This is a genomic window from Belliella baltica DSM 15883, from assembly GCF_000265405.1.
GTDB classification, from domain to species: Bacteria; Bacteroidota; Bacteroidia; order Cytophagales; family Cyclobacteriaceae; genus Belliella; species Belliella baltica.
Genome location: NC_018010.1, coordinates 2,601,287 through 2,622,530, shown reverse-complemented (window position 1 = coordinate 2,622,530; position 21,244 = coordinate 2,601,287). Strand labels below are relative to the sequence as shown.

Annotated in this window: 19 protein-coding genes; 9 read left to right on the top strand and 10 right to left on the bottom strand. The window is 36.6% G+C overall.

The genetic code is table 11. The annotated features are described in order from the left end of the window. Window positions 1-88: 88 nt before the first annotated feature. The 3 genes from BELBA_RS12015 to BELBA_RS12005 are packed head-to-tail and all read right to left on the bottom strand — an operon-like array spanning window position 89 to window position 2,445. On the bottom strand, window positions 89-700 hold the full coding sequence (locus BELBA_RS12015) for a bifunctional nuclease family protein (protein ID WP_014772967.1): 612 nt from the start codon (window positions 698-700) through the stop codon (window positions 89-91). Between the two features lie 5 nt (window positions 701-705). Beyond that, window positions 706-1,674 (bottom strand): electron transfer flavoprotein subunit alpha/FixB family protein, encoded by a 969-nt coding sequence (locus BELBA_RS12010; protein WP_014772966.1) that lies wholly within the window; start codon window positions 1,672-1,674, stop codon window positions 706-708. 33 nt (window positions 1,675-1,707) lie between these two features. Further along, window positions 1,708-2,445 (bottom strand): electron transfer flavoprotein subunit beta/FixA family protein, encoded by a 738-nt coding sequence (locus tag BELBA_RS12005; protein WP_014772965.1) that lies wholly within the window; start codon window positions 2,443-2,445, stop codon window positions 1,708-1,710. Between the two features lie 74 nt (window positions 2,446-2,519). Here BELBA_RS12005 and BELBA_RS12000 point away from each other — a divergent pair, with 74 nt between their 5' ends. Next, window positions 2,520-2,852: a tetratricopeptide repeat protein gene (locus tag BELBA_RS12000; RefSeq protein ID WP_014772964.1), complete on the top strand. Its 333-nt coding sequence runs from the start codon at window positions 2,520-2,522 to the stop codon at window positions 2,850-2,852. A 2-nt stretch (window positions 2,853-2,854) separates the two neighbouring features. On the opposite strand, the gene BELBA_RS11995 is transcribed toward BELBA_RS12000, so the two are convergent. Both BELBA_RS11995 and dnaB read right to left on the bottom strand, forming a co-directional pair. Further along, on the bottom strand, window positions 2,855-3,856 hold the full coding sequence (locus BELBA_RS11995; protein ID WP_014772963.1) for a zinc-binding dehydrogenase: 1,002 nt from the start codon (window positions 3,854-3,856) through the stop codon (window positions 2,855-2,857). Between the two features lie 50 nt (window positions 3,857-3,906). Beyond that, on the bottom strand, window positions 3,907-5,493 hold the full coding sequence (gene dnaB, locus BELBA_RS11990; RefSeq protein ID WP_014772962.1) for a replicative DNA helicase: 1,587 nt from the start codon (window positions 5,491-5,493) through the stop codon (window positions 3,907-3,909). Between the two features lie 208 nt (window positions 5,494-5,701). On the opposite strand from dnaB, the gene BELBA_RS11985 reads away from it, so the two are divergent. From BELBA_RS11985 to BELBA_RS11970, 4 genes are all read left to right on the top strand, one after another. Beyond that, window positions 5,702-7,075, top strand: coding sequence for a UDP-N-acetylmuramate--L-alanine ligase (locus BELBA_RS11985; protein WP_014772961.1), 1,374 nt, complete (start codon window positions 5,702-5,704; stop codon window positions 7,073-7,075). A 1-nt stretch (window position 7,076) separates the two neighbouring features. Then, entirely contained in the window at window positions 7,077-7,883 is an 807-nt protein-coding gene (locus BELBA_RS11980) for a 3'-5' exonuclease (RefSeq protein ID WP_014772960.1), read from the top strand. 174 nt (window positions 7,884-8,057) lie between these two features. Next, on the top strand, window positions 8,058-9,155 hold the full coding sequence (locus BELBA_RS11975; RefSeq protein ID WP_014772959.1) for a serine hydrolase domain-containing protein: 1,098 nt from the start codon (window positions 8,058-8,060) through the stop codon (window positions 9,153-9,155). 118 nt (window positions 9,156-9,273) lie between these two features. Then, window positions 9,274-10,692 (top strand): Glu/Leu/Phe/Val family dehydrogenase, encoded by a 1,419-nt coding sequence (locus BELBA_RS11970; RefSeq protein ID WP_014772958.1) that lies wholly within the window; start codon window positions 9,274-9,276, stop codon window positions 10,690-10,692. A 571-nt stretch (window positions 10,693-11,263) separates the two neighbouring features. Here the strand turns inward: BELBA_RS11970 and BELBA_RS11965 are convergent. The 5 genes from BELBA_RS11965 to rsmA all read right to left on the bottom strand — a co-directional run bounded on the left by BELBA_RS11965 (window position 11,264) and on the right by rsmA (window position 17,827). Continuing rightward, window positions 11,264-13,399, bottom strand: a complete 2,136-nt coding sequence (locus BELBA_RS11965) for a S9 family peptidase (RefSeq protein WP_014772957.1) — start codon at window positions 13,397-13,399, stop codon at window positions 11,264-11,266. Between the two features lie 76 nt (window positions 13,400-13,475). After that, window positions 13,476-14,042: a flavodoxin family protein gene (locus tag BELBA_RS11960; RefSeq protein WP_014772956.1), complete on the bottom strand. Its 567-nt coding sequence runs from the start codon at window positions 14,040-14,042 to the stop codon at window positions 13,476-13,478. 194 nt (window positions 14,043-14,236) lie between these two features. After that, window positions 14,237-15,520 carry a metal-dependent hydrolase family protein gene (locus tag BELBA_RS11955; protein WP_014772955.1) on the bottom strand — a complete coding sequence of 428 codons (1,284 nt, stop codon included), beginning with the start codon at window positions 15,518-15,520 and terminating at the stop codon, window positions 14,237-14,239. Between the two features lie 169 nt (window positions 15,521-15,689). After that, window positions 15,690-17,057: a magnesium transporter gene (gene mgtE, locus BELBA_RS11950; protein ID WP_014772954.1), complete on the bottom strand. Its 1,368-nt coding sequence runs from the start codon at window positions 17,055-17,057 to the stop codon at window positions 15,690-15,692. Continuing rightward, a complete protein-coding gene (gene rsmA, locus BELBA_RS11945) occupies window positions 17,045-17,827 on the bottom strand; it encodes a 16S rRNA (adenine(1518)-N(6)/adenine(1519)-N(6))-dimethyltransferase RsmA (protein ID WP_014772953.1) in 783 nt (260 codons plus the stop codon). The genes mgtE and rsmA overlap by 13 nt, the downstream gene beginning before the upstream one ends. Window positions 17,828-17,966: 139 nt before the next feature. Here rsmA and pdxA point away from each other — a divergent pair, with 139 nt between their 5' ends. From pdxA to BELBA_RS11925, 4 genes are all read left to right on the top strand, one after another. Beyond that, complete coding sequence (pdxA, locus tag BELBA_RS11940; protein WP_014772952.1) at window positions 17,967-18,992, top strand: 4-hydroxythreonine-4-phosphate dehydrogenase PdxA; 1,026 nt, start codon at window positions 17,967-17,969, stop codon at window positions 18,990-18,992. Between the two features lie 157 nt (window positions 18,993-19,149). Beyond that, window positions 19,150-19,719: a YceD family protein gene (locus tag BELBA_RS11935; protein ID WP_014772951.1), complete on the top strand. Its 570-nt coding sequence runs from the start codon at window positions 19,150-19,152 to the stop codon at window positions 19,717-19,719. A gap of 23 nt (window positions 19,720-19,742) precedes the next feature. Then, window positions 19,743-19,934 (top strand): 50S ribosomal protein L32, encoded by a 192-nt coding sequence (gene rpmF / locus BELBA_RS11930; RefSeq protein ID WP_014772950.1) that lies wholly within the window; start codon window positions 19,743-19,745, stop codon window positions 19,932-19,934. 285 nt (window positions 19,935-20,219) lie between these two features. Then, window positions 20,220-21,218: a beta-ketoacyl-ACP synthase III gene (locus BELBA_RS11925; protein WP_014772949.1), complete on the top strand. Its 999-nt coding sequence runs from the start codon at window positions 20,220-20,222 to the stop codon at window positions 21,216-21,218. Window positions 21,219-21,244 lie beyond the last annotated feature (26 nt).

Below are 21,244 nucleotides of genomic sequence, written 5' to 3'. Positions count from 1 at the left end.
TGATAATTAATTAATCGCTAAAGATAATTGATTTAAAACGATATTCTAAAGAGAAAAGCCTGGCTTTTGACCAGGCTTCTCAAAATTATTAGTTACGTTTATTAATTTCATCTCTTATCCTAGCAGCTTTTTCATAATCTTCATTATTGATAGCTTTTTCTAACAACTGATTCAATTTATCTAGGCTGTAATCCTTTAGTGAATCACCAGAAGGTTTTTTTGGCGCTGCACTTGGACTTGCTTTAGAAGACTTGGAAGATTTTTGTTTCGCACCACTTTCTTCTTCTTCACTTATTTCTATGGCAGCTTCAGACATTACTTTAGGTACACAAAATATTGGTGCATTAAATCTTACAGCAATTGCAATTGCATCAGATGGACGTGCATCAATTTCTATTATTTTGGACGAGTTTTTACAAATTATCTTTGCGTAAAACACCCCTTCTTGCATATCAGAAATCAGAATCTGCTCTATAGAATAATTAAAACTGGAAGAAAAAGACTTGAACAGGTCATGAGTCATAGGCCTGTTTGGAATAATTTTCTCTATTTCAATAGCAATTGCTTGCGCTTCAAACATCCCGATGACTATCGGAAGCCTCCTTCTTCCTTCCAACTCACCTAAAACCAAAGTAAATGATCCAGATTGAGAATGATTAGAGGTAAGCCCAAGAATTTCTAATTCAATAGTATTGTCCACAAGATTTATTTTATTGCTTTGATTGCCTCGGTTAATTTTGGAATAACTTCGAAGGCATCACCAACGATTCCATAATCCGCCGCCTTGAAAAAAGGTGCTTCAGGGTCTTTGTTGATAACTACAATATACTTCGACGAATTTACACCTGCAAGATGTTGAATCGCACCCGAAATTCCAACTGCGACATACAAAGTTGGTGCAACTTTTACTCCTGTTTGACCTACGTGCTCGTGGTGAGGCCTCCAACCAATATCAGAAACCGGCTTGGAACAACCTGTAGCAGCCCCTAGTTCTTTGGCTAAATTTTCAATCATTCCCCAATTCTCAGGCCCTTTTAATCCACGACCACCAGAAACTACAATATCTGCTTCTGGCAATAAAATATCTCCTGTTGCCTTGTCTGTTGAGGTTATTTTTGTTGCAAAATTATTTTCTCCTATTGACAGACTTACTGTTTCAATTGACGCATCTTCTCCATCAACTTTCAGATCGACTGCATTTTTCTTAACTGCTAGGATTTTATGTTCGGTAGTCACTTCTGTTTCTGCAAAAGCCTTTCCTGTGTAGATACTTCTTTTTACTTTATAGCCAGCACTTGTATCAGGCAATTCTACTACATTAGAAACCAATCCAGCGCCTAGCTTGATTGAAAGTCTTGCTGCCACTGCATCTCCTAAAGATGATTTTGCAAGGACTAGCGTGGTCGCCCCTACTTGTTTGTAAACTTGAGCAACTGCATCAGCGTGTGCTTGAATTACGCCTGCTGTAAGCTTGTCATCATTGACATGCATTACTTTGCTAGCTCCGGCTGAACCCGCTTTTGCTAGTTCTGATGATTCAACAGTCCCAAGTGCTACTGCTATCACATCACCTGCTCCTATTTTTTCTGATAAAGCCTTTCCATAAGAAACGGCCTCTAAACTTGATTTTTTTACTGCACCTTCTGCGTGCTCTATGTATACTAAAATTGACATTTTATCTTGAGTTTAATAATTTGAAAAGAAGAATTAAAGGACTTTGGCATCGTTTTTCAATAACTTCACCAATTCTTCTACATTGTCTTTATCAACCAATTTTACAGCCCCTTTAGCTGGTGGAAGTTGAAATTCCAAAACCGATGTATAAGTGCTATCATCTGAAGGTTCTACTACATTCAATGGTTTTGTCCTAGCTGACATAATTCCTCTCATATTTGGGATTTTCCATTCTGCAATCGGTTCTTGGCATCCTGCTATCAAAGGCAATTTAGCTTCCAAATACTCTTTACCACCTTCTATTTCTCTTGCCATTTTTACCGTATCTCCATCTAGTTCTAATTTCATCACAGGGGAAATTGATGGGATATTTAACATTTCACCGACCATGCCGTGAACCATACCACCATTGAAGTCAATGGATTCTCTACCCATTAAAATCAGATCGTAATTACTTTCTTTTGCTATGGCGGCAATTTGTTTGGCTACAAAAAGTGAATCTTTTGGAAAAGAATTAACCCTAATGGCATCATCCGCTCCAATTGCTAAAGCTTTTCTTAAAGTTGGTTCTGTCTCAGCTTCTCCCACATTCAATACAGTCAAAGAAGCGCCCAATTGTTCTTTCAACTCTACCGCTCTCGCTAATGCGTAATCATCATAAGGACCGATGATAAACTGAACACCATTTTTATCAAACTTGGTGTTGTTGTCAGTAAACTGAATTTTGGATGTTGTATCCGGTACGTGTGTAATACAGACAAGAATTTTCATTATGTATATTTAGGTTATTTAATTTTTATAAATTGCGTGAATTTAGTGATTAAGCCTTTAATTAAAAAGAAACCATGAGCAATTTGTCCCGCATTGAATCTCTCAAAAGTTATGCTGAACAAGAGCCTGAAAACCCTTTTAATTGGTATGCACTCGCCTTGGAATATAGAGTGCAAAATCCAGAACAGGCTTTGTTCTACTTCAATAAACTCTTAAATGAGTTCAAGGTTTATTTACCTACCTATTTTCATGCCGCTTCTTTACATTCAGAAATGAATTTGATTGAAAAAGCACAAAATATTTATGAAGAAGGAATTTCTCTAGCCAAAGATCAAAAAGATAATCACGCATTGAGAGAGCTTCAGAATGCTTATCAAAATTTTTTAATTGAAAATGACTTAGATTAAAACTAGCTGAATTTGATAACTATTTTACCTAGTTGCTTTCCCAATTTCATTTTATCAAAAGCTAATTTTGCTTCTTCAGGTTGAAAAATCTGATCTAAAACAGGTTTGATTTTATTTTCTTCTACAAATTTCAACATAGCTTGAAAGTCTTCGTCTGAACCCATCGTACTACCTATTAGATGAAGCTGATTCCAAAAAATCTTTCTAGCATCAACTTCTGATGGATTGCCTTGAGTCGCTCCATAAAAAACAATTTTCCCTCCAGGTCGAGCTACTTTAATAAGCTTATTTAAAGTATTCCCCATGGCACTATCTATGATTAGATCAAATCCCTCAGTTTTTTCTAAAACCTCTGTAACCCAAGCCTCATTCGTATAGTTGAAGCCATCTATTGCTCCTAGGCTTTTGGCAACTTTTATTTTTTCCTCTGAGCTGCTGCTTACATAAACTTCAGCTCCACCGGAAATAGCAAACTGCGCAGCAAATTGCGCAACTCCTCCGCCAAAACCTGTCACCAAAACTTTTTGCCCTCTTGACAATGTGCCTTGAACCATCAGAGCACGAAATGCTGTCAATCCTCCTAAAGGCAAAGCAGCCGCTTCTTCCCAGCTCAAGTGCTCAGGTTTTGTATGTACCCTACCCAATTTAACTTTTACAAATTCTGCCAAAGTCCCATTCTCAGGCATTCCTAAAATTGAGAATTCTTTTGCTTGTGCCCTAGGATCCTCTCCCCAGTTATTAGATGGATTGATTATCACTTCTTGGCCAATCCAAGATGTTTTTACACTTTTCCCAATTTTCTCAACAATACCAGCACCATCAGAGCCAAGTACAACTCCGTTTTTTAAACCTGGATACAATCCTTGTCGACACCATTCATCTCGATGATTCAATGCTGCTGCTTTTATCTTAACCAACACTTCATCTTCTTCTAAAAAGGGAATTTCCAAATCAACAATTTCAATTTTATCTTCAAGCTCTCTGTTTAGTACTATTGATTTCATCAGGGTTGTAGATTTTAGAGTTAATATCTTACGTCTCCTTTTTCATTTTCTCAAAAAGGCGCTGGCTCATCACTTCCGAAGCCTCCAGGGAATGGTTCTTCATTGTCGCCTCCATTGGCTTTAGATTGAAGACGAATGGTATTACCAGAATCAAAGCCCTGTCCACCAGCACTGCTTGGGAATTTACTTCCGTAAAGGGCATCCTGTGGTTTGTAAGGAACATTCAATTCCAAATCTGTAAAGCGCGTGTATTTACCAATAAATCTCAGTTTGACTGTTTCCAGAGAACCATTTCTATGCTTGGCTATGATCACTTCACCAACTCCCATGGTAGAATTTCCATCCTCATCTTCATTGATACCATAGTATTCTGGTCGATAAAGGAACATCACCATATCTGCATCCTGCTCGATCGCACCAGATTCCCTCAAATCTGAAAGCTGAGGTCTTTTATCTCCTCCCCTTGTCTCTACTGCTCTGGACAACTGAGAAAGTGCGATAACCGGTACAGCCAATTCCTTTGCAATCATCTTCAATGAACGCGAAATACTGGCAATCTCTTGTTCTCGGTTGCCACCTCCACCTGACTTTGAATCTCCAGACATCAGTTGCAAATAATCAATTACGATCATTTGAATATCATGCTGAGCTTTTAGCTTTCGGCATTTGGCACGTAATTCTAATATCGATAAAGCAGGTGTATCATCTACAAATAATGGGGCTTTAGATAATTTAGCAGTTTTATGAACTAGCTGTTCCCATTCATAATCAGCTAGGTTTCCTTTTTTGATTTTCTCGGAATCCAATTCAGCTTCAGAGGAAATCAACCTATTCACCAACTGAACAGAAGACATTTCAAGTGAAAATATTGCAACCGGCCTTTCATGATCCACTGCAGCATTTCTCAATACAGACAATACAAAGGCAGTTTTTCCCATTGCAGGTCTTGCTGCTATAATTACCAAATCTGATTTTTGCCAACCCGAAGTTACTCGATCTAAAGCGGTAAAGCCACTTGGGACCCCTGTCAGACCATCTTTCTGACCTTTTCTCGCTTCTAGCTCCATGATTGCGGCCTTCATGATAGAGCGCATATCGGAGTAGTTTTTTCTTATATTTTTTTCAGATATCTCAAAAAGAGATTGCTCCATTTTATCTAAAAGCTCAAACACATCGGTAGTATCTTCAAAAGCCTCCTTTTGAATTTCTGATGCAATTCTTATCATATCACGCTTCATGGCTTGCTCCGTGATAATCCTAGAATGAAATTCCAAATTGGCAGCGGAGGAGACTTTGGACGTCAATTCGGTAATAAAAAATGCCCCTCCAGCCATTTCCAATTTACCCTTTTTCCGCAATTGATTGGTTACAGTCAACAAATCAATAGGTTGACTTTCTGTAAAAAGGTCAATGATGGCATTATAAATCTCTTTGTGGGCTTCCTTATAAAAACTCTCAGGCCTCAGTATATCTACAACTTGGGTTAACGCTTCCTTTTCAAGCATCAAGGCTCCCAGCACTGCTTCTTCTAATTCAATCGCCTGAGGAGGAAGTTTCCCTACTCCGCTGACTCCTGCCAAATCAGGTTTTCTTCTACCTAATAACCTGTCTTTTCCTTGAGATTTATTTTCTGCCATACGAACAAATGTAACCTGTTTCTCTAAAAGGTTTTGAACAATTTATACACGAGTTATCAACACTCCTAATTAACCAACGGTAAATCAATTCAATATCATACAGGTGGAAGAATTTGTTGCTCATATTAAAAGAAAAAATAAATGGATTGGTTAGCTTTCCTATCAAATTAAAACCAAAATTTTTCAACTTTAGACTTTGATAAATAATATGAAATCAAAAAAATATCATTTCATAGCGATTGGAGGAGCTGTGATGCACAACTTAGCACTTTCGATGGTGGAAAAAGGCTACGAAGTCAGTGGTTCAGATGATGAAATTTATGAACCTTCACTTACTAGACTTCAAAAAGCTGGAATTTTACCAAAAGAGAAAGGCTGGTTTCCAGAAAAAATAAGTCATGATATTGATGGCATCATTTTAGGCATGCATGCACGTCAAGAAAACCCGGAATTAATTCGTGCACAGGAATTGGGTATTCCTGTTTATTCCTTTCCGGAATTTATCTACAATCAGAGTAAGGATAAAAAACGAATAGTCATCTCAGGAAGTCATGGAAAAACGAGCATCACAGCAATCATTTTACATGTATTGAAAAATGAGGGCGTTGATTTTGATTATTTGGTTGGTGCGCAGATTGAAGGTTTTGACTTGATGGTTCGGTTATCAGATGCACCCATCATCATTATCGAAGGTGACGAGTACTTGACATCTCCACTTGATCGAAGGCCCAAATTTTTTCACTACAAACATGACATTCTTTTGATGTCGGGCATTGCTTGGGATCATTTTAATGTCTTTCCAACTTTTGAAAATTACACTGAACAATTTGAGAAATTAGTAGAGATGACGCCATCCACGGGGACATTTATTTACTGTGAAAAAGATGCCATCGTAAAGCGTTTCGGTGAGACATGTGAAATCGAAGGAGTCAATCTGATTCCTTACAATTCACATCCAAATCGAATTGAAGATGGAAAGACGATTCTTCTGGATGGAGATCAAGAAGTTCCCATTCATATTTTTGGCGATCATAACCTTCAGAATTTACAAGGTGCCCTTTATATCTGCGAGCAAATCGGTATTTCTCCTCAAAAATTTTATACACATATACAGACTTTCAAAGGTGCTGCAAAAAGACAAGAAATTCTAGCTAAGTCAGATTCAGGTATCATGTTTAGAGATTTTGCTCATGCCCCATCCAAACTGAAAGCAACTGTGGAAGCAGTGAAAAATCAATTTCCAGAAAGAAAATTAATCGCTGTTCAAGAATTACATACTTACAGTTCGTTGAATAAAGATTTTGTATCTAATTATTCAGGGACTTTTGAAATGGCTGACGAAGCGATTATCTATTTAAATCCAAAAGCTGTATCTTTGAAAAAGTTGAAATTGATGGATGAAGAAACGCTCCGAGATGGATTCCAACGAAAAGACTTGAAGCTTTTTACAGAAATTGCGTTACTCAAAGAGTATCTAGAGAATCAGACCTATATCCATACCAACTTACTTTTGATGAGTTCTGGTAATTATGATGATATGGATTTGACAGTTTTAAAAGAAAAAATTAATCAAAAATTATAAAATGAATTTAAATATCAACACTCCGATTGCATTCTTTGACCTGGAAGCCACAGGCATCAACATTTCTACAGATAGAATCGTGGAAATTTCCATCGTCAAAGTTCATCCAGGAGGAAAAGAAGAAATCAAAACCATGAAAATCAACCCTACAATTCCAATCCCTTTGGAATCGTCTTTAATTCATGGAATATATGATCAAGACGTCAAAGATGCACCTACTTTCAAAGAAGCTTCAAGAGAGCTTTATCAGTTTTTTGAAGGAGCGGATTTGGCAGGGTTTAATGTTCTGAAATATGACATTCCACTTTTAGTAGAAGAGTTTCTTCGCGCTGGAATTGACTTTGACATTGAAAAAAGAAATTTACTTGATGCACAAAAAATTTTCCACTTGATGGAAAAGAGAAATCTAAGCTCAGCATATAAGTTTTACTGTGGGAAAACCCTAGAAAATGCACATAGCGCCGAAGCAGATACAGTAGCAACTTACGAGGTTTTCAAGGCTCAAATCGAGCGCTATACAGGTGAAGAGGCTGTTGATTTATTAGGAAATAAATTGGGTGTGCTTGAAAATGACATGAAAAAAATTCATCAGCTTCTCAACGAGAAAATGGTTGATTTGGCAGGTCGTTTTATTTTCAACAATGAAGGAGAAGAGTGTTTCAATTTTGGTAAGCACAAAGGAAAAACGATCGAGCAGGTACTTAAAGAAGAACCTTCCTACTATGATTGGATGATGAAAGGTGATTTTCCTCTAGATACCAAAAGAAAGTTTACACAAGTGAAATTAAGGAGTTTCAATAAAGGTTAATTTTATCATTTACTAAATTAAGAGTGAGAGTAAAGCATCCAAAGCTATTTCCTCTCACTCTTTTATTTTATTCAAAACTTAGATAAGTAAATCCCATCCTCATTTTTGATTTAAAAGATTGTTATTTGTTAGTCGAAAATTGGCTAAATTTAGATTCGCTAAATTCGAATAATTGTGAAAAGGTCAATTTCATTTTTATCTCTTATCATCATCTTCTTTTTTTTCTCAAGTTGTAAAGAGAATGAAGGTCCTGATTCAATTGGATTATACTTTCCGCCAGCTAATTCCGAAACTTGGCAAACCATCAACCCTTCAACGCTGGGTTGGGATACATCAAAATTAGATGAACTCTATCAGTTATTAGAAGATGGCAATACACGCGGATTTATAGTCTTGAAGGATGGTAAAATCGTGTTAGAACAATATTTTGGCACACAGCTGATAGGTTCACAGCCATTCAATCAACGTTCCAACTGGTATTGGGCCTCAGCTGGAAAAACGCTTACAGCTACACTTGTAGGTATAGCACAAGAAGAAAGCTTGCTCAACTTGAATGATCCAAGTTCTGATTATTTAGGGAAAGGTTGGACGTCTCTATCTGAAAATCAAGAGCAGAAAATTAGCATTTGGCATCAATTGACAATGACAACAGGCTTAGATGATTCCGTAGAAAACAAAGACGATTTTACTCCTGAGAGTTTGATTTATAAAGCCGAGCCCGGTACTAGATGGGCCTATCATAATGCCCCATATACGATTTTGGATGAAGTGATCGCTTCTGCAAGCGGAGTTACTTTCAACAGTTATTTTGAAGCTAAGATTGCAACAAAAATTGGTATGCAAGGGGCTTGGCAGAGAATTGGTTTCAACAATGTCTATTTTAGTAATGCTAGGTCAATGGCAAGATTTGGTTTGATGATTTTAGCCAAAGGAAAATGGGGAACTGAGACAATTTTAAGTGATCAAGAGTATCTAAACCAAATGACATCAACTTCACAAAGTATAAATGAAAGCTATGGATACTTATGGTGGCTAAATGGCAAGTCAAGCTTTATGATTCCAAGTTTACAACAAAAGTTCACTGGACCGATATTTCCAAATGCTCCTTCGGATATGGTATGTGGTTTGGGAAGAGATGGCCAGTTTGTCTGTATAGTACCCTCTCAAAACCTTGTTTTGATTAGGATGGGTTTAGATGCTGATGAATCTTTGGTATCATTTACTTTTTTAGATCAAATTTGGGGGAAATTAGTACCAGTCATCAAAAATTAGAAAATTTAGAAATCTGATAATCAGGATCAAAAAGTTAAAACTATATAATTTTAACTGAATACCTTCGACTTGATTTAAATGATTCGTAACTTAGGATAATAACCAAAAATCGATTTTTATGAGTAAGCAAAAAGATTACAGTTTATTCAATGATGTTTGTGGATTCGTCGATGATGCAGCCAAACATATGAATCTAAACCCAGGTTTAATTGAACAAATAAAGCAATGTAACAGTATTTATAAGTTTAATTTTCCATTGAGAAATGATGACGGCACTTACGAGACATTGACTGGATATAGAGTTCAGCATTCTCATCACAAACTTCCAGTAAAAGGAGGTATTCGCTACAGCGAACATGTCAACGAGGACGAAGTAAAGGGACTTGCGGCATTGATGACTTATAAATGTGCCCTCGTAAATGTTCCATTTGGAGGAGCTAAAGGTGGTGTAAGAATTGACCCTTTAAAGTACAATGTCAATCAATTAGAAAAAATCACCCGACGTTACACTTCTGAATTAATCAAGAAAAAGTTTATCGGTCCTGCCATAGATGTCCCAGCGCCTGACTATGGTACAAGTGCAAGAGAAATGGCTTGGATTGTCGATACCTTTGAAGCTTTTAATCCTGAATTGATTAATGCAAAAGGTTGTGTAACTGGCAAACCTTTATCTCAGCATGGTATTGATGGCAGAACAGAAGCAACTGGACAAGGAGTTTTTTTTGGCATCAGAGAAGCTGTAGAAGTCGAAGACGATATGAAATCTTTGGGCTTGACTACGGGAATGAAAGGTAAAACAGTGATTGTTCAAGGTTTGGGTAATGTTGGCTATTATTCAGCCAAATACATAGAAGAAGCTGGCGCAAAGATTATAGCAGTTGCGGAATGGAATGGAGGTATTTTTGATTCAGAGGGAATCGATATTGAAGCTTTGAAAGCTTATCAATTGAAAAACAAGGGGTTCAAAGGTTACCCAAAAGGTGAATTTGTAAAAGATAGTAAAGAGCTATTGACTTATGAATGTGATATTCTTGTTCCTGCTGCTTTAGAAAATCAAATCACTAAAGAGAATGCTCCAAAAATTAAAGCTAAGATAATAGGTGAAGCTGCTAATGGTCCCGTCACGCAAGAAGCAGAAAGAATCTTGATGGAAAGAGGCATAATGGTCATCCCTGATATGTATCTGAATGCGGGAGGTGTAACTGTCTCTTATTTTGAGTGGTTGAAGAATCTTTCTCGAGTATCCTTTGGCAAGCTAGAAAAGCGCTATGATATGGAAAAATACAGAAAACTTTTAGGGACCATTGAAAATGCTACTGGGGAAGAATTTACTGACCAAGAAAGAGATGCGTTAATTAGAGGCGCCTCAGAAAGAGATTTGGTTTTATCTGGTCTAGAAGAAACAATGGTAGAAGCCTATCATGCAATGAATAAGACTAGAAAAGAGAAAAATATTAAAAGTTTGAGAACAGCAGCTTTTATTCTAGCTATCGAACGAATTGCGATCAGTTATACTGATTTGGGAATATTCCCTTAAATAAGATTGAAAGATTAGCAGATTTCAAAATTGAAAAACTGTACTCAATTGTTGAAAAGATGGGAAAGTTTAAAGTTTTGATTAAGTAATTAATTTCGAAAATGTAAACATCACCTTTGCATCTGCACTAACAGTTTTGGATTAAAAATGGCCTCTTCAATTGATACCGAAGGGGCTATTTTTTTGACAAAAATAAAGGGCTAAAAAATATAGCCCTTTCAAGTTTTCTTGTTTGGCTAATGCCAAAGAAAAATTGCTTAATCACCCTCAACAAATGTAGGAATAAATTTATTTAAAAAAATACCCATAACAGGGTATTTTAGAATTATTTTCATTGAATTATTTTAATTTATATTGTAATAAAACAAGATTTTGTATTTCCGTAAGGGTTCCATTAAACATTTGCTAACTGGAAATTGCCAACAATCATTGTAAAACAACCTCTTGATACTGAAAATTAATTAGATAAAAAAAGTTATAAGCAACTACTTGTTTATTGCCTTGCTATTAAAGAATAAGGCTCGACCAAGTTACTTGGTCGAGCCTTATTAAATATTTTGTTAGAACAAAATCATTCTCTAATTCCTAAAATATCAAAGGCAAATGCATATTCTCGAGCGACTTCTTTCAGACGTTCGAATCTACCACTGGCACCACCGTGCCCAGCATCCATATTGGTATAGAGGAATAGGTTATTCTTATCAGTCTTTAAAGTTCTGAGCTTGGCAACCCATTTGGCTGGCTCCCAGTATTGAACTTGTGAATCATGAAGACCTGTTGTTGCGAGAATATGAGGGTAATCTTTTGCTTCCACATTATCATAAGGTGAATATGATAGCATATATTCATATTGCTCTTGAATATTTGGGTTGCCCCATTCAAGCCATTTGAAAGTTGTAAGTGGAATGGTTTCATCCATCATGGTAGTCACTACATCTACAAAAGCAACATCTGCCACCACTCCCCTGTAAACTTCAGGTGCCATATTTAAAATTCCTCCCATTAGCAGTCCTCCAGCACTTCCACCTGATGCAAAAAGCTTATCTTTAGCTACATATCCATTGTCTTGAAGCCATTTTGAGCAATCAATGAAGTCATAAAAAGAGTTTTTCTTATTCATCATCTTGCCATCCTCGTACCAGTCACCACCCATTTCTTGGCCTCCACGAATATGGGCAATTGCATAGACCATTCCCCTATCTAACAAACTCAACCTTGCGGAGCTGAAAGTTGCTTCCATAGAATAACCATATGAACCATAAGCATAAATCCAACCTGGCATAGTTCCATCCTTCTTGAATTTAACTTTTCTGTAAACGATAGACATGGGTACTTTTTTACCATCTCTCGCAGTCACCATGATTCGTTCAGTTTGGTAATTTTCTTTTTCAAAATCTCCCAAAACCGCTTGTTCCTTCATTAATATCTTATCTCTAGTCTCCATATTATAATCGTACACTGAATTCGGAGTAGTCATAGATGTGTATGAATATCGAACTACATCGGTTTCAAATGCAGGGTTATTTCCTAAACTAGCAGTATAAGCAGGCTCTCCAAACTCTAATTCATGAGAGGATTGATCTTCATATCTAATGATTCTAATTTTGGCAAGTCCTTCTTTAGTTTCTTGAACAGCCATATAATCTTTAAAATAATCAACTCCTTCTAAGAAAATATCAGTACGATTTGGAATGATATCCTTCCAATTCGAAGTTGAAGGATTAGAAATTGGCGCATCGACTAATCTATAATTGACAGCATCTTGGTTCGTGTAAATCATAAAACTCTCTCCACCAGCATGATCAACATTATATTGAACATTATCTTGAAGAGGTGCGATTACAATTGGCTTTACAGGATTATCCACTGGAAAATACATGGCATAAGAAGCATCAGTTCTTCCAGAGCCAATGATAATATATTCCTTGGATTTGGTTTTGCCCACACCACAACTGAGGGTTTGATCAGTTTCTTCAAAAATCACTTCATCTAGACTTGAGTCTTGGCCGAGGATATGTCTTTTTACTTGAAAATTCCTTAATGTAATAGGATCAGGAATGGAATAGTAAAAAGATTTATTGTCATTTGACCAAACAGCCGAACTTCTAATATTCTCAATTTTATCTGGAAGCATTTCACCTGTTGTCAGGTCTTTTATCATTACTGTATAAAAATTTCTCCCTTGCGTATCCATGATTATAGCAGCGAGGTTATGGTCTTCACTGACAGATGTGAAAAAATTGAGAAAAGATTTCCCTTTGCCCAATTCATTTCCATCCATAATAATTTCTTCATCAGCATTAAGAGATCCCTTTTTGCGAGCGTATATTGGATATTCACCACCTTCTACGAAACGTGAGTAGTAAAAATAATCATCCAGTTTGTATGGGACAGAAGAATCATCTTCTTTGATTCTGCTTCTGATTTCTTTGAAAAGTTTATCTTGAAAATCCTTTGTATGAGATAGCATGGTATCCAAGTATGCATTTTCAGCATTAAGATAATCTATCACTTCTTGGTTGTCACGGTCATTGAGCCAGTAATAATTATCGACTCTGACATGACCATGTTTGGCTGTGATTTCAAAAGGTTTGACATTTGCCACTGGAGGCTGAACATCTGGATATTGGAATTCTTTTTTTTCTTGCGAACACGATATATTCATTCCTACACTTAAGATTAAGAGGTTTTGAATTATTTTTTTCATAGTGCTAGTGATTAAGGGAGTAAAGATATGAAAAGTACTTCGATTTAAACTTTACTATTATTCAACTCTAGAAAACTTATTTAACAAGTAATTCTCCGACTCTTTTACCCAAACCTTCGGCTTTTTTAAGAAAAATTTCTTGTACTTGCTTTCCAGCAAAATCCCCCTCACCTGTAATGGCAGAAGCACCAAAAGCTGCTTCCAATTCATCTCCGCCAACGATAATCATCCCATGAATCATCATGGCTCGGATCATACTGAACATCACTTCTTCTTCTCCTATGGAAAAACCTCCACCTGTCACAAAGACAGCTCCAATTTTATCTTTCAAAGGCCTGCCTTCAAAAGGCCATGAATTGATAAAAGCTTGCACTTCAGGAGACATATTTGCATTGTAAACTGGTGAACCTAAAATTATTGCCGAAGCAAATAGCAAATCACTTTCAGTGACTTCGTTGATTGGCTTTAGCATATAATCTACTCCCTTAATAGCATCAATACCTTTTGCCACAGCATCAGCCATAGCTTGAGTTTTACCTGTTTCTGAATGGTAAGCAATTAAGATACTCGGTGATGATTGTGCAGATAATGGCTCGTAAAAACCTAGGAGTAGAATAAATGGCAAACATAAAAGACGTTTCATTGATGTTATTTAAAAATTAAGGACAGAAAAACACCTGTATTTCTTTTTAATGCAATTTTTTTTATGGAGTATGACGAAATATGAATTATTTATTTTAAATGAATGGGTAAGGAATTCATACAAAATGAAGTCCCTACCTATTTCAAAATAGAGCATCTATAATTCAAATCTTTTAACTGAGAAATTTTATTCCACTATTCCATTTTATAAACTTTCCCGTCTTTCATAACAAAAACAACTTCCTTCATCACCTTGATATCTTTTTCTGGGTCACCATCTACAGCAATGATATCGGCAAGCATTCCTTTTTCTATGATTCCAATTTTATCTTCCATTCCTAGTAACTCGGCCGCTCTCAAAGTAGCTGATTGAATTGCTTCCAAGTTTGGCATTCCCATTTCAGTCATGTAAACAAACTCCCTGTAGTTTTCTCCATGGGGAAAAACGCCCGCATCAGTACCAAAAGCGATCTTCACTCCTCTTTTATAAGCTTTACCAAATGTGCTTTGAATCAATGGCCCAATTGTCTCAGCTTTGGTTTTTACTGCTGCTGGGTAATATCCTGGAATCCTAGCATATTCTGCTACCGATTTCCCTGCGGTGATTGTTGGAACATACCAAGTACCCGCTTTGATCATCATATCCATTGTTTCTTCAGACATATAAGTTCCATGTTCTATGGAATGAATGCCGCCAATGACAGCACGCTTCATTCCTTCATCTCCATGCGCATGTGCAGCCACATGAATTCCAAAGTCAGTAGCAGTTTCTATCACAGCATTGATTTCATCCTGCTGAAATTGCGGTGCATTCCCATCTCTCGCTACACTGAGAACCCCTCCTGTTGCTGTGATTTTGATTACATCTGAACCATTTTTCACTTGTTGTCGAACGGCCTTTCTGGCATCAGCGACTCCATTGATAACTCCTTGATCTGGTCCTGGGTCACCCATCAATTCCCTTTTCATTCCATTAGTTGGATCAGCATGTCCACCTGTTGGAGCGATAGACTTTCCAGATGTAATAACTCTAGGTCCATCTACCTTTCCAGCATTGATCGCATTTCTTAAAGAAATATTTACTCCTGTACCACCTAGATCTCTTACTGTAGTAAATCCTGCCATCAAGGTCGTCTTAGCGAAAATAGTGGAATTGAATGCTACATCCGCTTCATTTTCTACAAATCTATCCAAGTATCTACGTGGGCTAGTTTCATTTTCTAGATGTACATGCATATCCATTAGACCTGGCATTACTGTCTTAGATTTTAAATCAATTACTTTATCGGATGCTCCTGCAACAGTGTATCCCTTTTGCACATCCAAAATGATATTATCTTCAATGATTATAGTCATTTCAGAAAGCGTTTTATTTGATTTTACATCCACCATTTTTCCAGCATGGATGAATGTTTTTTGTGCAAAAGTTACTTGATTGATCAAAGCCAATACAAATAGTAAAGCGAATATTCTCTTCATAGTTTTTAGGGTTTTAAATAGATCCTTAAGCTAAAAAAAATACTGGAATAGATCGTAATTAGTTATAAGAAATTTCATGTTTAAAGGAGCTGCTTATAATTAAAACTCGTAAGGAATTTTAAGTATGATCTTGATCCTTCAAAAGTAAAATAAAAAAGTGGCTCTAAAATCACAGATTCAAGAGCCACATCGCAATTCCAAAATATATAGCAAGTCCAAAAAGATCATTGGCAGTAGTAATAAATGGACCTGATGCAATTGCAGGATTTATTCCAAACTTATCAAGAATCAATGGAGTCACTGTCCCCATAAATGAGGCCATCAATACAACACAAAACATAGAAAAACCAATCGTGAGACCGAATATTTTTTCATTCCCCATGATAAAAACGACAACCAAAAACACAAAAAAGCCCAAGACAAGCCCGTTCAGTAAGGCTATCAAAAAACCCTTAATAAACCTTTGCCAAGGTGTATCATCAAAAACTGATTTTGAGGCCAAAGTCTGTACGACCAAAGATGAAGATTGAATCCCAACGTTGCCTCCTGTGGCAGCCACGAGAGGAATAAAAGCCGCTAATGTCACATATTTTTGTAACCCTTCTTCAAAAATATCTATAATCTGAGAACCCAACAAACCTCCAATGACTCCGATAAGCAACCACGGCAATCTTGCTTTTGAGATTTTAAAAATACTATCTGACTCCTCTACATCCGATGAAATCCCTGTCATTGCTTGAATATCCTCATCTGATTGTTCACGAATCACATCTAAAATATCATCAACAGTAATCCTTCCAACAAGCTTGTTTTTAGCATTCACGACAGGAATAGATTCTAAATCATATTTCCGCATAATTTCTGCCACTTCCTCCTCATCCATATGCGTAGGAACAGAAATTAATTCAGGGTCATAGATATCGGCAATTTTTGTATCAGAGGAAGCTAGGATTATCTTCTTCAAAGATACCCTACCCAACAAATGCTGTTTGTTATCAACTACATAAATAGAATAAATTTTTTCAACTTTCTCAGCTTGTCTTCTGATCTCTTCAATAGTCTGAATAACATTCCAGTTTTGGTTGGCTTTGATAAACTCTTTGGCCATCAATCCACCAGCGCTATCTTCATCATAGCGAAGAAGATCCAAGATATGAGCAGACTTTTCTTTTTCTTGAAGGTAACTAATGATATCTTCCCTTTCTCTTACCGAAAAGAGATTTAAAATATCAACCCCATCATCCGAATCCATCTGATCAATATATAAAGCGAGTTCGGAAGCCTCCATTTCCCTCACCACCTTGAGTAAGGAATCTTCATCAAGCTCAATTAAAATGTCAGCTGCCACTTCGGAATCTAACAAACGCAAAACATAGAGCGCTTCCTCCATATTCAGTTCGTCGAGAAGCAAAGCTACATCAGCTTCATTAGCTCCATCTAATGACTCTTTGATAAAATTATTATCTTGAGACTCGATGGCATCTCGGAGACTTTCTAAGTACTCTTTAGATAACTCAAATATTTTTATTGATTCCAAGATCTCTGAATTTTATTGGTTAATGTGACAAAATCATCGACATCAAGTTGCTCTGCTCTTAAATCCAATATTGGATCTGATTTGAGTTCCTCAGAAATCCCCATGCTTTTTATTGCATTTCTAAGGGTTTTTCTTCTTGTACTAAACCCCTGTTTCACAACCCTGAAAAAGAGTTTTTCATCACATGCTAATTTATCGGTACTATTCCTTGTCAATCTAATCACTCCAGAATTCACTTTTGGTGGCGGATTAAAGACTCCAGGAGGCACTGTAAAGAGGTATTCTATGTCATAGAAAGCCTGTAGCAAAACAGACAAAATCCCATAGTTCTTATTGCCTTTGGGTGAAGCTATTCTCTCTGCCACTTCCTTTTGCAACATGCAAACTACTTCTGTCACTTGATTCCTGACCTCCAATATTTTGAAAAATATCTGAGAAGAGATATTGTAAGGAAAATTACCCGCCACTGCATAAGGCCCATTCATGATAGGTTCGAAATTTTCCTTTAGATAATCTCCATCGATTATTTTATCTTCTAATTGCGGATACTTGTGATTCAAATAGGTAATTGATTCCTTATCTATATCAACCAAATAAAGGTCCCAATCTTGAGCCAAAAGAAAATCAGTCAAAACCCCCATGCCAGGACCTATCTCAAGTACTTTTTTTACTCCTCCATGTCCTGTTACCGCCTTGGCAATACGCTCTGCGATACTCAAGTCAGTGAGAAAATGCTGTCCAAGGTGTTTTTTAGGTTTGACTTTTTCCATGCGCTAACTCTAATATTTTTAATTAAATTGCAGGTCAAAAATAAGACAATAATCACAAAGGTCTAAACTTATTTGAAAGCAAAGCCTTTGGATCAATTGTTGAATGTAGGAATTAATAAATAAGTTTAGCCTCGAATTGATGAATCAACGAAAAAATAAGCCAGTCATAGGAATCAGTATTGGAGATATCAACGGAATCGGAGCCGAAGTGACTATGAAAGCACTTCTTGACAATAGAATTCAGAAATTGATCACTCCTGTGATATACGCCCATGGCAAGGCCATCACTTTTTACAGAAAGCAATTGGAGATGGAAGACTTCAATTTCATGCAGATCAAATCTATTGATGAAGTACATCATAAAAAAATCAACCTGATAAATGTAATAGATGAAAGTCCTGAAATTCTTCCTGGAGTGGAAACCCACGAGGCTGGAAAACTTGCTATTGCTGCATTGAATCATGCAATACAAGATTTGAAAGACGGAAAGATTGAAGCTTTGGTAACTGCTCCATTGAATAAAAACAATATCAATTCTGATGACTTGAAGTTTGTTGGTCACACCGAATATCTAACTTCTGCTTTTGGTGTGAAAGATAGTTTGATGTTTCTAGTAGCAGATGATATACGTGTTGGTGTGGTCACAGGACATATTCCATTGAAAGATGTCGCTACAAAAGTAAATTCAGAAAGCATAAGAGCAAAATTAAATTTGATGCTCAACTCATTAAAGGATGACTTCGGAATCAACAAACCAAGAATAGCCGTTTTAGGTCTCAACCCTCATGCAGGTGAGGATGGGTTGCTTGGTGATGAGGAAATAAATATCATTCAGCCTGTAATCAAAGAGTTCAAAGAAAAAGGACATCTTGTGTTTGGCCCGTATCCTGCTGATGGGTTTTTTGGAATGCTACATCAAAAGAAATTTGATGGTGTTTTGGCCATGTATCACGATCAAGGTTTAATTCCATTTAAGTCTTTGGCTTTTGAAACTGGCGTAAATTTTACAGCGGGTCTTCCAATTGTCAGAACTTCACCAGATCATGGCACAGCCTATAATATAGCTGGCAAAAACATCGCTGATGAAGGCTCTATGCGGGCAGCTATTCTCCAAGCTCATGATATAATCAAGAATAAAGATCATTGGGAGGAAGAAGAAGATTGAATTTTAATCTGATTTAACAACATATTATAGATGCAAAGAACTTGATTTAGAGTTGTTAAGAAGACAAATCAAAATTGCTTTAAAATAATTACTCACCAAATTTTATTTTTCTAATTGGAATGTCTAAATTTGCGGTCTTGAAATAAGGGGAGGTCAAATGAAATTCTTGAGGAACTATAATATCGACGTCATCAAACTCAAGGAAGGTAAACATGAATTTACTTTTCCGGTTGACAGAGAGTTTTTCGAAAATTTCGAAGCAGAGGAATTCTTGCATGGAGGAAAGCTCCAAGCGACTATACACCTCAATAAGCTAACTTCCTTAATAGAAGCTACATTTGAGATTGATGGAGAAGTCACTTTGACTTGTGATAGAAGTTTGGAAAATTTTAATTTTCCCCTTTTCACAAGTGAAAAAGTAATTTACAAATACGGTTTAGAAGAGATGGAAGTCACTGAAGACGTATTTATGATTACTAGGGACACGCCAAACATCAATGTAGCACAATTGATATATGAATTTATCTTGCTTGCTATTCCCGCCAAGAGAATTCATCCAGATTATTTAGAAGAAATGGATGATGAAGATTTTGAAGGAGAAGGTGAGTTGGTATATATTTCGGAAGAGGAATTTGAAGACGGTCTTTCAGAGGAGAAAGATAATTCACTTGAATCAGACCAAAAAACTGATCCCAGATGGGAAATATTAAAAAAATTAAAGAAATAAGATTAATCTAAAATTACATAGAGATGGCGCATCCTAAACGAAAAATTTCGAAAACCAGAAGAGACAAGAGAAGAACTCATTATAAGTTAACTGCTCCTGCAATGGCAAAATGTCCTACCACTGGTGAATTTCATTTACCACACAGAGCTTTTTGGCTAGATGGTAAATTGTACTACAAAGGACAAGTAATCATGGAGAAGGAAGTTCTCGCTTAATTAAAAGAAATAAAAAAAGGCCTTTTATATTAAATCCATTCCGATTAGTCGGAATGGATTTTTTCATTTTTTAGAGGTAGTAATCAATTGATTTAAAGAGAAATAATATCTTAAGATCAAATTCTAAAATCAAAAAACTTTGGTGGTACAGCACATTTTAAATATTTTTGATGCCTTAATCTAAATGGGAATGAAATGGAATCACTCAAAATTCAGTTCAAATTCCTAAAAGTCAGCATTTTGATTCAATCAAAAAATCGATTAGCTGTCTAAACAAAACACTTAATGAAAAAAACAAGAGCAGTAATCTCAGGAGTTCATGGTTGGGTACCTGAATATATCCTAACCAATCAAGAATTAGAAACCATGGTTGACACCAACGACGAGTGGATTGTCAGCCGAACGGGAATCAAAGAAAGAAGGATTCTTAAAGGTGAAAATCAAGGAACTTCCGTCATTGGCACAGAAGCAGTCAAAGGATTGTTAAAAAAGACAAACACGAATCCGGAGGATATAGATTTAATCATTTGCGCTACTGTGACCCCCGACATGCCATTCCCTGCAACTGCCAATATCATAGCAGACAATGTCGGTGCAAAAAATAGTTTTAGTTTTGATATTTCAGCGGCTTGTTCAGGCTTCCTATACGCATTGACAATGGGTAGTCAATTTATAGAAACAGGCATGCACAAAAAAGTGATTGTCGTAGGTGCCGATAAAATGTCTTCGATAATCGACTACACTGATAGAGCTACCTGTATTATTTTTGGAGATGGTGGTGGTGCAGTATTGCTAGAACCTACCACAGAAGAAGTTGGCATCATGGACAGCTTACTACATGCTGATGGGTCAGGTGCCCCCTATCTTCACATGAAAGCTGGAGGAAGTAGAAAGCCAGCCTCCCTAGAAACTGTAAATGCAAGAGAGCATTTTGCTTTTCAAGAAGGTGCTACAGTTTTTAAATTTGCAGTAACCAATATGGCAGAGGTAAGTGCACAAATTATGGAAAGAAATGGTTTAACTTCGGAGGACGTTTCTTGGCTAGTACCACATCAAGCAAATAAAAGAATCATAGATGCTACTGCAAATAGAATGGGTGTAGGTCCAGATAAAGTGATGATGAATATTGAAAAATATGGAAATACCACAGCTGGAACGTTGCCTTTATGTCTTTGGGATTATGAATCTCAACTCAAGAAAGGAGATAACATCATCTTAGCTGCATTTGGAGGAGGATTCACATGGGGTTCGATTTACCTCAAGTGGGGATATGACCCAAAATAATACTAGAAACCAATAAGTTAATCAAT

What these genes read in the sequence shown, in the direction of transcription:
- BELBA_RS12010 (WP_014772966.1), bottom strand. Translation starts at nt 1,674, where the DNA reads ATGTCAATTTTAGTATACATAGAGCACGCAGAAGGTGCAGTAAAAAAA.
- BELBA_RS12005 (WP_014772965.1), bottom strand. Translation starts at nt 2,445, where the DNA reads ATGAAAATTCTTGTCTGTATTACACACGTACCGGATACAACATCCAAA.
- BELBA_RS12000 (WP_014772964.1), top strand. Translation starts at nt 2,520, where the DNA reads ATGAGCAATTTGTCCCGCATTGAATCTCTCAAAAGTTATGCTGAACAA.
- BELBA_RS11995 (WP_014772963.1), bottom strand. Translation starts at nt 3,856, where the DNA reads ATGAAATCAATAGTACTAAACAGAGAGCTTGAAGATAAAATTGAAATT.
- dnaB (WP_014772962.1), bottom strand. Translation starts at nt 5,493, where the DNA reads ATGGCAGAAAATAAATCTCAAGGAAAAGACAGGTTATTAGGTAGAAGA.
- BELBA_RS11985 (WP_014772961.1), top strand. Translation starts at nt 5,702, where the DNA reads ATGAAATCAAAAAAATATCATTTCATAGCGATTGGAGGAGCTGTGATG.
- BELBA_RS11980 (WP_014772960.1), top strand. Translation starts at nt 7,077, where the DNA reads ATGAATTTAAATATCAACACTCCGATTGCATTCTTTGACCTGGAAGCC.
- BELBA_RS11970 (WP_014772958.1), top strand. Translation starts at nt 9,274, where the DNA reads ATGAGTAAGCAAAAAGATTACAGTTTATTCAATGATGTTTGTGGATTC.
- BELBA_RS11965 (WP_014772957.1), bottom strand. Translation starts at nt 13,399, where the DNA reads ATGAAAAAAATAATTCAAAACCTCTTAATCTTAAGTGTAGGAATGAAT.
- BELBA_RS11960 (WP_014772956.1), bottom strand. Translation starts at nt 14,042, where the DNA reads ATGAAACGTCTTTTATGTTTGCCATTTATTCTACTCCTAGGTTTTTAC.
- BELBA_RS11955 (WP_014772955.1), bottom strand. Translation starts at nt 15,520, where the DNA reads ATGAAGAGAATATTCGCTTTACTATTTGTATTGGCTTTGATCAATCAA.
- rsmA (WP_014772953.1), bottom strand. Translation starts at nt 17,827, where the DNA reads ATGGAAAAAGTCAAACCTAAAAAACACCTTGGACAGCATTTTCTCACT.
- pdxA (WP_014772952.1), top strand. Translation starts at nt 17,967, where the DNA reads ATGAATCAACGAAAAAATAAGCCAGTCATAGGAATCAGTATTGGAGAT.
- BELBA_RS11935 (WP_014772951.1), top strand. Translation starts at nt 19,150, where the DNA reads ATGAAATTCTTGAGGAACTATAATATCGACGTCATCAAACTCAAGGAA.
- rpmF (WP_014772950.1), top strand. Translation starts at nt 19,743, where the DNA reads ATGGCGCATCCTAAACGAAAAATTTCGAAAACCAGAAGAGACAAGAGA.
- BELBA_RS11925 (WP_014772949.1), top strand. Translation starts at nt 20,220, where the DNA reads ATGAAAAAAACAAGAGCAGTAATCTCAGGAGTTCATGGTTGGGTACCT.